Source organism: Marinomonas rhizomae (genome assembly GCF_003315485.1).
In the GTDB taxonomy this organism is placed as follows: Bacteria; Pseudomonadota; Gammaproteobacteria; order Pseudomonadales; family Marinomonadaceae; genus Marinomonas; species Marinomonas rhizomae.
On record NZ_QNSE01000003.1, the window covers coordinates 169,646 to 185,138 of the forward strand.

The following is a 15,493-nucleotide window of genomic DNA, read 5'->3' on the forward strand; positions in this document are numbered from 1 at the left end:
TTTTTGATTGTGCTTTATCATCAAGGGCGCGTATTAATTAAAAAGATTAAATCTTAATAAATACGATAAAAAGATGGATAAGAGGTCATCTCCGTGCAAAGTTAGATATGCACGAACTAGAGAGCAGGGCACATTAATGTATGGCTGCTATAAACAAAGATATTCTTTGCTAAACCATTATCAATGGTGCATGAATAAGTGCTTTAGGCTGTAATGAGGAACTAGTCTCGGATTGGGTCTAGTACCAGATTTGATGTTTATCCAAATACGGACGGATAGAAATAAAAGTGTTTCCCGTCGAGGTAGTTAGTGTTTTACCGAATGCCTGTAACTGAATATGGATTATTTTGACCTATGGTCGTATTTTTCAGCCTAAGGACACCACTTTATCGTTAAGTAACTTCAGACTGATTTTTGTATGATTATGTTGTCACCAGTGTCTCTATTGCTGGCTTGTAGTCTGGCAAGATGATGTTGGTAGTGGCGGTATGGTTAATATAACTAACTAGCACTAACGTATAAGACACTAATTTATCCAAGTAGAGTAAAGCTTAGTTAATCTGTAAAAAAATAATATGACTGGGGATACCTGTGAACAAATAACACTGGTATTACTCATGAAAGAAAATAGTTATCAGGGCCTACCGATCCAAGGGACGCTTGACAGTAACAGTCTTCTTTACTTAGACAAGCTGTTAAACACGATAAATTTATCTCTATTAGAACATCCTCGAACTTACGCTATTAGGGTTGATCTTAGGCTTCCAGGTTTTGATGTCTATGATGATTGCTTAAGTCGAGATGAGATAATTAGCTACAATTGGGATCGAATAAACCTGATGAAGAGATTTATAGAATCGTTAAGCGCAAAGGTTAAAGCCCAAACAAGGAGGATGTGTAGAGAAGGTAAAAGAGCTCGTCCTTGTACTGTAAGGTATGCATGGGTAAGAGAGCGATATACTTCTAGAAACGATCATTATCATGTCGTTCTTTTCTTTAATAAAGACAGGTATTACAAAGCAGGTCAGTATTCGTCTGATGGAAGCTTAGCGTCAATGATTATTGATGCTTGGTCTAGCGCTTTAGGTTGTAGCCTTGCTAGTAACTCTCGTTTGGTCGAGTTCCCTAAGGATCATGGCTACTTTCTGAATGAAAATGATCGGAATTTTTCACAGCAGTATAGTGACCTATTTCATCGAATAAGTTATATGGCAAAAAAAAGAACCAAGCATTACGGGGAAGGTCGGCGATGTTTTGGTTGTAGCTCTCGTTGATGATTAGCAGAGGGCTCTTAAAGCCCTCTTAGTTAACGTTTCGTTAAATTCCATGCTCTCCATTGCGATGTGTCTAAAAAAAGCTTGGCGTCCTTTTTAAGCTGCCTGAGAGAGAAGGTGTTTGATGTGAAGTTCCCTGTGATGCAGTAACTACAAAATTGGTGGCAGTTATTGCTCAGTAGAGAATATGTGCTATTGGTTCCAATCATCATTTCTGCATCATTAGCTACGTGCTCATCACCTATTGGTTCTCCATTGCTATTACAACTTATGTAGATCGTAATGGCGCTAATGGTGTTTTTGAATTGATTGATCGATACGAGTTCAACCGCCCCCTGGCCATTCTTGTGGACTACTTGGTTATTGCCGACATAGATGCCGGAATGTTCAGCAGCACCAAATGCCAAATCACAATAAAGAATGCTTCCTCTGACGGGGCCATTTGTTTTGTAGAAAAGATTGTCGGTTAGGCTTTTAGCTAAATTGCCTACTAGTATATTTCCTAAGAGTGCTAATGGATTCATAACTTATTACTCAGCTGAGCCAGCGTAGATCGTTGGCAATTTTGTGGAAGGGGTTACTTAAGCTGACAGTTGTTTCTGTGACTACAGCTCAAGCGATACAAAGTCTTTGTCTAATTCATCTTGGGTAATGCCTATGTAACGTAAGGTGACGCCCTCCGAGCTATGGCGAAGCATCTTCATTACTCGGGCAATGTCCTTCGTTGCTTGATATAAAAAGTAACCTCGTGTTTTGCGCATAGAGTGTGTCCCTAAAATAATATTCACCTCTTTTCCTACTTGCTGAAAAGCCATAGACACGGCACGTCGTGAAATCGGTTTGGGCGCTGTGTGCTTTATTTGCTGACATCGATGGGATTGGAATAGATAAATATGTGAAGGGTACTGAGCTTGGATTCTTGAAATATGTTCAAGAGTTTTAGTGTTCAATTGAATGTTGGCTAGTTTTCCTGTTTTGCTTTCTCGAATTATTAAACGGCTTCCATGAATATCTTCAAAACGAATAGAAAGCAGATCTGATATCCGTAACGCTAAGTTGAGGCCAATGTTCCATACATCCGCCATTTGTGGGTTAAAGCGAATACTTAGTAGATGGCCGATCAGATGGATCGTGTCGCTGTCTTTTACCGCTTGCACTTCAGCCATTGTCTGTTTCCTTTTTTGTTTGTAGGTGGGAGTTTTGAGAAGCAGAGAGGGGGCGCGATAGCTAAACCCTTATTTCATGGGCGGTTGCAGCTTCCCGTTTTAACAATATGGGAAGCAGTTGCTTAGGCGCGTGTCTGTGCTGATGGGGTTAGTTTGTTGCGATAGATTGAAACGTGATGAACTGAAAAGATGAGTTTGCAGAGAGAGTGATGGTGTTAAAGACTTTGTATTTGAATCTGGTCGTAAACATCCATCGTTAAGTAAGCGATAAAATTACTTTCCCATAGCTGATAAAGCTCAGCCATCTCTGGCAACGAAATGTCTATCCAGCCAAAAGGACGAGAAAGGGCCAATGAGTTACCAAAATCAAAATCTAAGTCTCTTTCAAGTTCTTCTGGTGAATGCCCACAGTAACTGAAGTCCGTGATGTAGCTAATCACGTAATGGTGCTCAGCCATTTTGATCAAAGAAATTTCAACAGGATGATACCCACCTTTGGCTGCTGAATAGCTGCTGTCCTTAAAGTTAATTGTGATGTGGTTGTCGTTTAGATCCACGACATGTTCACCAATAACACGCCTTAGTTGATCCATAAACTCAGTAGAAATGGGTAACACTGATTTGCAAAATGAAATAGCAGAAATTTGAGCAGACATAAGTACTCCTTGGTATTCGCTGAGTAACACCATTGTTAGATTTATATAGAACGAAAGGTTTTGGTCAGACAAGTTGTCATTTCAATAGCAGGTAATTTAGATCAGTCCTCTTTCTGCGAGCGACACGCATTGTTCCCCCACGACGATATGGTCGAGCACCCTAACATCAATAAGCTTGAGTGCTCGGACTAACGTGTCGGTGATGTTTATGTCTGCCTGTGATGGCTCTGCTGAGCCTGACGGATGGTTATGAGCCAGAATGACAGCGGCAGCATTGGCATTTAAAGAAGCTTTAACCACTTCTCTTGGATAAACCGCAGCGGCATCAATCGTTCCAAAGAACAACTCTTCAAATCGAATTAACTGATGCTGGCTATCTAGCAGCATAAGAGCGAATACTTCTCGATCATAAGACCCAAGCTTTAGTTTTAGGTATTCCTTCACGTTGCTAGCGTTGGTGAATGTGCCTTCGCGTTTGTACTTCTGAGCAAGCGCATCAGCAGCTTGCTCAAGTAGTTCGGTTAGGTGTGAGGCTTGGTGTGATGGATAAGATGCATTATTGGATAACGGTTTAGATGAACGCATAGAGTGTCTCCTTTGACATGGTTAATGGGGCTATGCGTAACGATGATATATATCTGAAAAAGCTTTCAGTTGTAGAGGGATTAAGACATTAGGAAAAGACCATTCATAGGATCGGGTATGGTCTAAAAAGCACACTTCAGTAACGTCCATTACGGTATTTTTTAATGATGAAAGTTATCCATTGGAAGAAATTACATATAAGGGGATTCCAATGAGATTCATGAAATTAAAAGAAGTTATCCGTGTTACTGGGTTGGGTCGTTCTAGTGTATACAGCTTTATGAGCAAGGGGGAATTTCCACAAAATATTACCCTAGGTGAGAGAGCGGTAGGGTGGCTTGAGTCAGAGGTTTTAGAATGGATGCAAGATAAATTAAAGCAAAGAGATGAGACTTCATTTAAACGGTAATGATCGATTCAGATCAAAATTAGTCCAATTGGCCTCATTATAAGACACCAACGCCTTAGATTAAATCCAAGAAGACAAAAGCTCAAACTCATTAACAACATTGCGCTATTCATGGGAATAGAAGAGAGTACCAGCGTTGCCGTGCAAGTGGCTGGGATAATCACGGTCTAAACCATCGAACGTGTAAAAAAGATACTTCGGGAAGTGTGAGAGCAATTAAGAAGCTCAAGGGGCATTTAAAATCCGAGTCTTTAGCTGAAGGAGGAATGTGGTGGACAGGTAAAAAAGAAAGTGAGCGGACAAAGCTTATAAATACCCTAGTAAAAGAGCTTAATTGTTAAGCATTCATTCTACGCTAACTGTTTCAGTAATTGCTTTTCCAGAATTGTTCAAAATGCAACATTTTTACACGTTGATCTTGATGATCAGCAATGTATTTTTCATGGCCCCTTTGTGATTCAGTTCAGTAGATAAGAAAAGAACGCTCTTATGAGTGGGATGGGCTTTCATTAATCGGTCTTTACGGATTTCGGCTTTTATCAAACAACCGGTTTGATCAAACGATGAGTCGATTGCTAAGTAACTAGACTTAACTCCTTACACTTATGAAATAGCACTGGAAAGCTAGTGACCATGGAGTATAGTAATAAGAACAAGGAGATAAAAAGGAAGCGATAGTGTCAAATACCGATTTAGTACGAGCCAGTAGAGACGGAGATCAATTTCACTATATATGGGCGGCTCGTCGGTGTCTGTTGTTGCTTTCTCCAACAGCAGAGTTAAAGGCTGTCACCATTGAAGGTCCTTCACTAAGGGAAGGGACAGAGCAAATTAAGGATGGGGAAGAGCTGGTTGATGTTGGCGAATACTTCGGTAGTGAGCATATAGAACAAGCTTCTCGAATCCGTTATGTTCAGATTAAGCATTCTACTCATCAAGAAGATGAGCATTGGTCCCCAAGCGGTTTACAAAAAACCATTAAAGGTTTTGCTGAGCGCTATAAAAAACTCCTTCTAAATTATTCAACAGTTAACTTTCATGAAAAGCTTGAATTCGTTTTTCTAACCAACCGACCAATCCATACAGAGTTTGTTCAAGCGGTAAAGGATGCTGCGTTAGGTAAGTCAATTACTGATAAAACTAACCATGAGAAGCTTAAAGGCTACACAGGCCTTAGCGGTCAAGCGTTGTCAGAATTTTGTCAATTACTGACTTTAGAGGGAGAGCAAGATGGTTTAAGGAGTGAAGCGCTGAGTTTGGTTCAAGACTTAAAAAATTATTTACCAGATTCTGATGCAGATGTGCCAACAGCGTTAAAAGAACTTGTCACAGGAAAGGCTACTTCAAAAGGTACTGATAATCCTTCGATTACGAAAATAGATGTTCTTAGAGTGCTGAAAACGACTGAGGAGCGTTTGTTTCCAGCCCCATGCTTAATAAAGCAAGTAGATAACCTAATTGCCCGTAATCAAGAGCAAGATTTATTTGAGCAGATAAAAAGTACTGAAGGCGTTCCTATCATCATTCATGCTGATGGTGGTGTAGGGAAGTCAGCATTTGCTACACGGATTCTTTCTCAATTGGTTGATGATGAGAATGATGGGATCTTGTATGACTGCTTTGGTGACGGACAATATCGCAGTGCCAGTGGTTACCGTCATCGGCATCGAGATGCACTTATTCAGATTGCCAATGAATTAGCAGCAAAAGGTTTGTGTCACCCTCTAATACCAACTCCTCATGCCGATTCGTCTGCTTATATGCGGGCGTTTCTTTATCGTGTTCAGCAAAGCATCGCTAGCTTACGAAGCCATAATGCTAAGGCATTACTTTATTTAGTGATTGATGCAGCAGATAACGCACAAATGGCTGCAATGGAAGTAGGGAGTCATCATGCTTTTGTTCGAGATTTGATTCGTGAACAAATGCCGAATGGTGTTCGCTTAATCTTTTTATGTCGCAGCCATCGACGTGAGCATTTGTCTCCGCCTTCTCAAACCTTGGCTTTGTCTTTATTGCCATTTGAACAAGAAGAAACAGAGCGTTATTTAAAACAAACCTTTCCTGATGCTCAGGTACAGGATGTCAGCGAATTTCATCGACTCAGCTCCCAGAATCCTAGAGTGCAAGCGTTAGCCCTTGCACAGCAGTTAAGTTTACCAGATATGTTACGTTGGCTTGGCCCAACGCCTACGACGGTAGAAGACACAATAGCTAATTTACTTAAATCTTCTGTCGAGAAGCTGCGTGATGAAGCTGTGGGAAATATAGATAAAGAACAAATTGACAGCGTCTGCGCTGGGCTAGCAGCTTTACGTCCTCTTATCCCAATATCAGTGCTGTCGTCTATTTCTGGTGTGGATGAAGCGGCAATAAGAAGCTTTGTTTATGATCTTAAACGTCCGTTATTTATTGCTGGTGACCGAATACGCTTTTTGGACGAACCAACCGAAACGTGGTTTAGAGAACACTTTAAACCTACTAAAGAAAAGTTAGCACTATTTATTGCAAAGCTTATTGTTATTGCGCCAAGCAGTGCCTATGTCGCAGCAACCTTACCGCAATTAATGCTAGAAGCTGGAATGTTGGCAGAATTGATTGAGCTTGCTTTATCGTCTCAAGCGCTTCCCGATACCAGCCCTATCGAAAAACGAGATATTGAACTACAGCGATTAGATTTTGCCTTTAAAGCCTGCTTGCGAGAAAAACGCTATACCGATGCCACGAAGCTGGCACTTAAAGCGGGTGGTGAAAACGCAGGGGATAAAAGGCAAAGAGCAGTATTACAGCAAAATACCGATCTTGTTTCCTGCTTATTGAGTAGCGAGAAACTGGAAGAGCTTGTGGCCCAGCGCGTCTTTAGCACTTCATGGATGGGTGGACACTATGCTTATGAAGCCTCAATGCTATCGGGTAAAAGTGATCTTTTAGGTGAGGCTCGTTCTAAATTGCGCATGGCTGATGAGTGGCTTAGAAATTGGAGTAAGTTGTCAGAAGATAGAAAAGATAAGGAAAGGGTTAGTCGAAAGGATATTGCTAATGTGATCTGGGCTTATCTTAATATTGATGACGTTAACTCATGCGCTGTTGAGTTGAGGCGTTGGAGTCCTAAATCAATATCCTATGATGTGGGACGAATCCTAGCCCAAAGGCTAATAGATCAAGGACGTTATAAAGAACTAGAAGCTTTATCCATCGCAGCGGAAAATAATGTCTACCTTGTGTTGGCAATCAATCAAGAACTAAGAGAAGTTCATAAGGTCATCCCCAAAAAGTCAGTGGAACGCTGTTACAAATTAGTCAATCGAGCTAAATTTAATTCCGCCAATAAGCTTAATTTGCAAGCTATTACTGCGTTGGTGGAATCTGTCTATATCCATTCTATTACCAGCAACCAAAATCTAACAGATTTACTCACTCGTTATTTGCCAAAAACGCCACCACCAAGCTTCTCTGCACGCTACGAAGCCACGGCAAGTAAATCCGTGTTGCTATGGGCTTATGTGCTTAAAGGTTGTTTACTGAATCGGCCTGTTGAGTTAGTGGATCTAGCTTCTAGTGAAATAAAAAAAGAGCTGCAATCAAACAAGAGCAGCTACTCTCATGTAGAGGGTGTTCGCCGCCTTAAAGAGAATATTGGAGCGTTGTTACCTTGGTATCAGCTATGGGGAAAAGTGTTTGTTGGTAGCATTGGTGAACAAGAATACGCTCAGGAGCTGATAGTCACGAAAGCTCTGTCCGGTAACGCCGCTGCACATATCTATGATCATGATAAAGTGCTGATTAGCAATGAAATCATCCTTGTCTGGTTTACGAGTTTGCTATCTTTACCCAAGGTTAGTGAATCCAATTGGCAGGCCTTTTATGACTATGCAACAGAAGAGATAGAAAGATTACTCACTCCCACTTCGACATATCTCTCTCGAATATCCTCTCGCCGAGAAGAACTGCAAGAATACGGTTTAGAGTTTGCTAGCGCCTCTTTTGAGCGCATCAATGCAATAAGAGAAGATGCTGACACGCAAATTAACCAATGCATCGAATTATCACGGGCGGTATTGGCGTTAAGCCAGTCTGAGGCAAACGCTTATTTTGATCAGGCTATTCAAGTTGCCAGTAAAGTAGGGGATGAAAACTTTGATCGGTGGAAAGCTTTGCTAACCTTAGCGAACTATCCTCAGGCAAGCTCTGATTTTCAGCCAGAGACAGCATATAAATTAGCACGCTGTGCGGAGCTTACTCATGAATATCTAGGGCGTTCTGAAGATTTGGGTTGGGATGATACCATTAAAGCGATAACTACTTTATGCCCTACTTCCGCTTTAACCATTGTCAGCCGCTGGCGAGATCGAGATTTTGGTTATCATCAAAGCATTCTTCCTGTAGTAGTTCTGCATTTGCTGGAGCAACAAGCTTTAGCGCCAAAATCTGCATTGGCTTTGCTGTGTATTCGGGCAGATTGGAATATTCCTCAATTACTGTCTTATTATCTTGCGAATGAAGCCGATCAGCAAGAAAAGCAGAGAGTTGCAGAGTATATGTTCCGCTACTTCTCGTTGGAAGAGCAAAGTTGGAAAGACTGGCAAGCATTCCAAGTCTTATTGCAGAAGTATAAGCTTACTATTGATGACTTCTCCCAATGCATGGAAAACAACACGCCGCAACAGATAGGTCAAAGACATGATGACTATGATGATTTGAAAGTGGGCCGCTCTACTGAAGAAGAAAAAGATTGGACGAGTATATTTTCAGAGGTGGATTTATACCAAGCGGATGGTGTGCGAAAGGCTTATAAGAAATTTCGTGCAAGTGATCGGTCTTATTCTGAAGGGCCGTTTTTTAGCGAAGCTTGCCGTCATGTAGGTGTGGGTAAGGAAGCAGATTTTATTAATGCTATAAGCGATGCAACTTGTTTTGGTTTTAACGAGATTAGAGATCTTTTGGAGTATTTTCCCGAAAAATGGCAAAAGCGTTTAGCGATCAAACCTGCTTTAGCCAATATGATCAAAACACTTTGTCGCCGATCTTTCTCCAGATTTAGCTTAAATCAATATTACCAATCCCTACCGATGCAGCAGGTATATGAGCTCGCTGGCTTAACTCAGGAAGAATTAATTGATCAAGTCTTGCTTGGTATCGCAGAAGCAACCGAAACACCAGAAAAAAAACATTATTTCAAATGGGCGGGCTTTCTTGTCAGCAAACTGGATAGAGAGCAGTCCATTGAGGCTCTGAATTTTGGCTTGGATTTACTTGAAGATGTATTAGAAGAAAAAGATAGTGATGGCCCTTGGTCTACCGAGCTTATGCCTCCTGCGGATATAAACACAGCGTTAGCAGGTTACCTATGGAGTTGTTTGGCAGCGCCTCAAGCAAGCCTTCGCTGGGAAGCAGCTCATGCAGTACGGACATTAGCCTACTTCAACGATAAAGCCGTCTTACCTCAAATTGTGGTAATGGATGGACATACCATTTCGTCGGTATTTGTCGATGCCAGTTTGCCTTTTTACCACTTACATGCTCGTCTTTGGCTACTGATTGCCTTAGCTCGCTCAGCCCAAGAATCCCCTGAGCAAGTGGCTTGCTACCAAGATTATCTGCTACAGAACGTTTTCTTAAATGAGCCTCATGTATTAATACAAGCATTCGCTAAACAAGCACTATTAGAGTTAGTGAAGCAAAAATGTCTTGTGCTACCAGAAGAAACATACCAGCGTTTAGTACAGGTAAATACTTCACCTTTCCCTATTATTAAATCTGAAAAAAGGATTCGTTCTTCAAGGTCTCCTAAGCATGTTGTTTATGAAAATACAGAAGAAAAGCAATTCTATTTCGGCATTGATATGAGGCCTTATTGGTTTGAGCCGTTAGCAAGGTGCTTTGGTGTTACTCAGCAATACATTGAAAAGGAAGCCGCTCAAATCATTATAGATGAGTGGGGAGGGCAAGGTAGTGCGCGAGGTGATAACGATGCCCGTTACACCAAGAATATTTATAAATGGCAAGATACGCGTCATTCACAAAGTTCCTCACCGAAAACGGACGATTTGCAGTTTTATCTTTCATACCATGCCATTATGGTGGTCGCAGGGAAATTGTTAACTCAAAATCCTGTATGCAAAGATGTTTATAGTGAAAGACAAACAGATCAATTTTCCATTTGGCTAAGAGAACATGGTCTTTGTCGATATAACCAACGTTGGTTGGCTGATCGTCGTGATCCCAATCCACTGGCAAAATCTGCGTGGCAAAATGAGCCTGATTTCAAAGAATGGCGCTTGAATCTCAATAAAACAGATTTTGAGCGAGTTTTAATCACTGAAACAGAGCGTTTAAATCTATGGGGGCAGTGGATTCAGGTTAATAATGAATGGGCTCGGGAAAGTAAAAGCAGAAAAGAATCTATTAGTATCCGCAGTGCCCTAGTGTCACCTGACAACTCTCAGGCCCTATTAAGAGCTTTGCAAAGTACTATTAGTCCCCATGATTACTGTATTCCTTCAACGGAAGATAACGAACATCTCCAGCTAGATTTCAATGACTTCAAATTGCAAGGCTGGGTTTCTGATGACTATTCTTGCAGTGGGCTAGATGAGAAAGACCCTTGGCGAGGAGAGATCCAATATCCAGCACCTAAATTAGCGTCTTATATTTGTGAATTGATGCAGATAACCTCAGATACTGAGAAACGAAATTGGTTCACCGAAATGAAAGAAGAGGTGGCTCGATCCTATTTATGGGGGCAGTTAAGTGAAAATGATCGAGATACCGAACTGGATCATGGCTCACTGCTACAAGTCTCTTATCCATTTGTTATTCGGCTATTACAACGACTCAATATGGATCTCATCGTAAAAGTTGAGATTGAGCGCACTGCGAAATATTTTAATGATGAAAGGAGTGATGATCATGGCTTCCGCTATATCCCCCCCAATACCAGACTCTTCCTTATCCGAACCGACGGTCGAATTGTTACGGTGTGAGGCGGTATTAGAGCTGGGGAAGAAACTGACCCAAGAGCTCGATTTGGATAAATCCGTTGATACATTAGGGCGATGGATGGCTCATTACATTGCTGAATTAATGCAAGAAGCAGAACAGGCCGTGGAAGAAGAGCGTATTGAGAAAAGACGAGTTTGCGCTGAAGCAATATTATCTCTTTGGAAACACCGAGCTGGTCTAGCAGAGCATTCAACGCCGTTAAGCGAATTCCGCCCATTGCTGGAATTCTTGCATGACCTAAATCCGAAAAGTACGAGGCCTTGCTATTCTGACCCATCAGAAAAAATTACTGAGGAGTATCAATTAGACGAGTCTCAAACACAGAGTTTACAGCTTATAGAGTCTATAGACACCACCGCTAAGATTCTTATCCGACATGCTTTAATGTGCGCATCTACATCCGCCGCCATAGGCTCTAAAGAATGGCTCAACCTGATAGAAAATGCAGGCTTAGAAGACGATCCAGAAACCTTTCTAGCAAAACTTATGTATGGAGAAGCCGACACCCACTTTGGCGCACACTCGGATAAAAAGAAATACCAAGAACTGGAAAAGCGTATCAACCAATTAGAAAGCTTTAGCAAGGTGGCACAATGCTTTGCCGCAGATTGGCGTAAACATTTAGCTAATGCCGAAGCACAAGATGCGATAGAAGAATAAATAATGGGCAGTTATACATTTAAAGGTTTAGCTAAATACTTCTAGCTTCCTGTAATACTTGTTATCGCCATTATTCAGGGACGACTATCCAAGCCTTTAAGAAGCGTCTTACTTTTCTACTACGTTTGGTATTGGAGCCAGTCTGTTTCTGGTGCAGCATTAGGCTTGGCAATTTATTCGTTTGTCTTACAGCAACAGCAGAATGATCAATTTGAGCAAGTTACTATGAAATCATTAGAGGGGCAGGTCGAAGCGCTTGACCTTCTGAAAAAAGCCATAGATGAACAGGCTTCAACAGCAAAAGTAACTGCGCTTAACACATTAATAATGATGGATGAGCGACGTGTGCAAGACCTAAAAGAGTGGGGTAAAAGTGTTGGCGATATTAATAAATAGGCTGGTGGAATAAATAAAGCGAAAACTCGAATAGAAGAAAATCGAGTAAAGATAGAATTAATTAATGACTCAATATAAGGATAAATCGATATGGATGTCACTACACACATCCCTCATTCAAGCGAGTACTGGTTAAAAACCATGCTGCACAAGCGTGGTTTGGAGAAAGCGACTTTCAAACCATTATTTACATATCAACTCACAGATACTGAGTACCAAGAACTCAAAATAGTTCTTAAGCGGCAATCAGTCAGTGGTGAACGAATAAAAAGTCATGAGTGGTGCGCTGCTTTTTGTTTATTCTGCTCGGAGTGGTATCGACGTGAATACAAGGCGGGTTGGTCATGGGATGGTATTTGGGTTGCTTTGAGTTATAAAGTGGAGGCAAATCAACGACCTGGCTTGATTGAAAAAGGCTTTGTCTATTGGGGGCGACGAGTTAATCGTTATGAAAGTGAGCGTAATGATTATCTTGGCTCTATTTTCAGTGAAGGTGGTCTTCCTTTTGGCTTGCTCGCTAGTGAAGGGAGCCGTTTTCAGCAGCTATTCAAAAAGCTTTTGGGTGAGTTCGATAAAGCAAAATCGTTTGGCGTGTCTCCTATTCCTCTTATCCAAAAGCAATTAGAGAGAATGCCTGATGCATTTAAGCAGGACACAACAGTACTGTTGCTGAATGAGATGGTTGAGCGTCTATATGGCTTTATTGATCACTATGAGCTCGATACTCAATCTGATCCAGTAATGCACTTGGATCATTCGTTACCGTTATGGCGTAATAGCTTCCCGATTCCACTAGATGATTCAACAGGCAATGAGTTTTTAGCTGGACTATTAAAATCTGCTGCTTCACAACGTCAAGAAACGAAGAAACAACAGAGGCGGCTAACGCTTACTCAATGGCTTTCAAACACGGATGAACTGGGTTTCTCAGCGAAAGTTGTTTGCGATAAACAGCTACAGATATCAATTGGGCGAAAGGCGTTTTCACACCCAAATGCAGAACTATTGATTTACGAAGGTAAGCAGCAGCTTAAAAGCATGGGCCGCGTTCGCTTAGAATCCTCTGAGAACCATACAACGTTACATTTGCGAGCAACAAGTTTTCAACTATCGAGAAAGCGCTGGGAAGCGCCTTTAAGTTTAGTTGTCATGCAAGATGGTACTATTCGGTATCAAGAGCTGATTCCTAGTTCCGCTATTTTACTATCTGATATGCCTGTTGTGCTTGAGCAGGTTGACGAAGTAAATCAAATAGTAGGGCAGGGCAGCTTCAGTAAAAAAGCCTCTAATCTTTGCGTTGTCGCCCCTAGCTTTTTTGAAATATCTAATTCAGATAACTCTGCTGTGATTTTAGATCACACAGAGTTTGACGGAGCACTCCAATGCATACGGTTTTCAGGTGACCTGACGCTTAGCTCAAATATTGAAGGTGAATCAGATCAGTATATTATTTCTACTAAAGCAGATGCTTTTTCTAAGGAGCTTCTTGAGATTGAAGGCCCTGAGCTAGAGTTTGAGACAGTTCAAGGGTACCCAGTTTATAAGGGGCTCCCTAAGTTGAGGTGTTTATACCCAGATGCAAAGCTCTATATAGGGGATCATGAACAAGGTGAATGGGATCGTATTGCCAGTATGTATGGTCGACAGGTTTTACGCGTAAAAGTCGATAATAAGACACTCTACAGAAGAAAAATTGCTATTTTACCTAACAGCTTAGAAATTAAAATCCAGCCAGGAAACTCTCCGCGAAAAGGATCATTGTTACTCAATTGTGAGCAAAATCTGAACTCCAGAGTTACCACTGATATTACAAACAAAGTGTTCAAGACTGAAACTGGTAAACGTTTTGACTTGTCTGTTGACGATTCGCCACCAGCTCAGATAGAGCTTGAGATTAGAGCGAATCTATTAGCCGAGCCAATCGCCTTGAAAGTACCTTTCCCTGCCCGAGGCGCACTGTTATTTGATGGTGGTGGGAACCAGCTAAGTCGCCGCATAACTGTAGAAGATTTGCTAGGAGCACGCGCTTTACTATTCTCAGAACCAAATAAGGGTATCACCAAATTCGATATTGAGCTTAGAGCGCCCACGCGCTCAATGGATAGAGTATCAGTTAATTATAGTTACACCGTGCGCGAGTGTTTCAGTGAAATCAACCTATATGAATTAAGCGATAAAATCAAAGAGCTGCTGGCGACTTCTGATGGATTGGATGAAACTGTTCGAATGGTTGTTAGTAGTCCGAGCTGTGACTCTATACAGTTTCAAATAGGGCGCTATACGACGAGCCCTCGTAAAGAGGGCTTGATCTTGTCGTTTGATGAGCGGGAGGTCATTGATTTCGGCGATTTACATGTTGAGCTTATTAATTTAGAAAACCCAGAGGAAAAACCAATAAAACTTCAACAGAGGACTTCTAGTGAGGCTCCAATAGGTAAATTCGAGCTGCCTTTGTTAGTTAGTTCGCCAAGACTTGCCGTACCGGCAAGGTCATCAAAAATACCTTTTAGATCGGTATTCATAGCCGCCAACCATTCTAGCTTGAATGTTGACAAAGCTAAGACGCTCAATAAGGCGGTTTCAGAGTTTCATCCAGTAACAAATCCGAATGCTTTTTTACCGATCTTTGAGGATATGGTCGTTAATTTTTCGCATTCAGGCTGGTTGTATCTTGATGCATTATTTGAAAATTATGCTTATTTACCCATGCAAACTTTTGAGGTGTGGAAATCTTTAGCACATCATCCTAAGTGCCTTGTGTGTTATCTATTTGTAAGTAAGCATAAAACAGAAGAGCTGATGCAGCGATTTCAAACAGAGTTCAATATTGTATGGGAATTGATTCCCCTGCAATTGTGGCATAGCGCCATATCACGCTACCGAGCATCAATGGCAGAAGAGGCCTACCCTGAAGAGTTAATTAATATTTTTTCTTCGCGAAAAAAAGATGAGCTAGTCAACTTTTTAGGGCTATCTGGGATATTTAAGCTAAGTAAAGCCTATGGGGCCATGTACCCAGCAATAGTCAACAGTTGGCGGGAGGAGTTGCTTCGTTCTAACGCTGAAAATGATAATTGGCCAACACATTATTCTTATGCTTTTAATCAGTGGGTTTTACAGCATAACTCGGAGTTAATGTGTTTTGATATCCCGCATCAGTTTCAGACTTCTGTGATGCTATTTCCAATTGTAGCAGCAGCGGTTGTTTCAAATCTGACTACTTGGAGTGATGTATTGGGCGTTCCTGACGTAAATAATTTATTACTAAGACAGATCATGGATTTTGATCATGACTGGTTTAATTCTGTTTTCCAATGTTGTTTATCTATTTTTGCTACGGAGTAA

At 41.3% G+C, this 15,493-nt stretch carries 10 protein-coding genes; 6 read left to right on the forward strand and 4 right to left on the reverse strand.

Annotation, left to right across the window (positions count from 1 at the left end; all coding sequences use genetic code 11):
- Window positions 1-617 precede the first annotated feature (617 nt).
- Window positions 618-1,274, forward strand: a complete 657-nt coding sequence (locus tag DFP80_RS21040; RefSeq protein WP_113915757.1) for an inovirus Gp2 family protein — start codon at window positions 618-620, stop codon at window positions 1,272-1,274.
- A 32-nt stretch (window positions 1,275-1,306) separates the two neighbouring features.
- Here DFP80_RS21040 and DFP80_RS04435 read toward each other — a convergent pair whose 3' ends face one another.
- From DFP80_RS04435 to radC, 4 genes are all read right to left on the reverse strand, one after another.
- On the reverse strand, window positions 1,307-1,798 hold the full coding sequence (locus DFP80_RS04435; RefSeq protein WP_113915612.1) for a lecithin retinol acyltransferase family protein: 492 nt from the start codon (window positions 1,796-1,798) through the stop codon (window positions 1,307-1,309).
- 81 nt (window positions 1,799-1,879) lie between these two features.
- Window positions 1,880-2,440: a tyrosine-type recombinase/integrase gene (locus tag DFP80_RS04440; RefSeq protein WP_113915613.1), complete on the reverse strand. Its 561-nt coding sequence runs from the start codon at window positions 2,438-2,440 to the stop codon at window positions 1,880-1,882.
- Between the two features lie 215 nt (window positions 2,441-2,655).
- Entirely contained in the window at window positions 2,656-3,096 is a 441-nt protein-coding gene (locus DFP80_RS04445; RefSeq protein ID WP_206610561.1) for a DUF2787 domain-containing protein, read from the reverse strand.
- Between the two features lie 96 nt (window positions 3,097-3,192).
- A complete protein-coding gene (gene radC / locus DFP80_RS04450) occupies window positions 3,193-3,681 on the reverse strand; it encodes a RadC family protein (protein ID WP_113915614.1) in 489 nt (162 codons plus the stop codon).
- A 211-nt stretch (window positions 3,682-3,892) separates the two neighbouring features.
- On the opposite strand from radC, the gene DFP80_RS04455 reads away from it, so the two are divergent.
- From DFP80_RS04455 to DFP80_RS04475, 5 genes are all read left to right on the forward strand, one after another.
- Window positions 3,893-4,090, forward strand: a complete 198-nt coding sequence (locus tag DFP80_RS04455) for an AlpA family transcriptional regulator (RefSeq protein WP_113915615.1) — start codon at window positions 3,893-3,895, stop codon at window positions 4,088-4,090.
- Between the two features lie 677 nt (window positions 4,091-4,767).
- Entirely contained in the window at window positions 4,768-11,073 is a 6,306-nt protein-coding gene (locus tag DFP80_RS04460; protein WP_158601342.1) for an ATP-binding protein, read from the forward strand.
- Complete coding sequence (avs3b, locus tag DFP80_RS04465) at window positions 11,000-11,752, forward strand: AVAST type 3 anti-phage protein Avs3b (RefSeq protein ID WP_147243835.1); 753 nt, start codon at window positions 11,000-11,002, stop codon at window positions 11,750-11,752. The genes DFP80_RS04460 and avs3b overlap by 74 nt, the downstream gene beginning before the upstream one ends.
- A 165-nt stretch (window positions 11,753-11,917) precedes the next feature.
- Window positions 11,918-12,148 (forward strand): hypothetical protein, encoded by a 231-nt coding sequence (locus DFP80_RS04470; protein WP_113915618.1) that lies wholly within the window; start codon window positions 11,918-11,920, stop codon window positions 12,146-12,148.
- Window positions 12,149-12,238: 90 nt separating this feature from the next.
- Window positions 12,239-15,493: an STY4851/ECs_5259 family protein gene (locus DFP80_RS04475; RefSeq protein ID WP_113915619.1), complete on the forward strand. Its 3,255-nt coding sequence runs from the start codon at window positions 12,239-12,241 to the stop codon at window positions 15,491-15,493.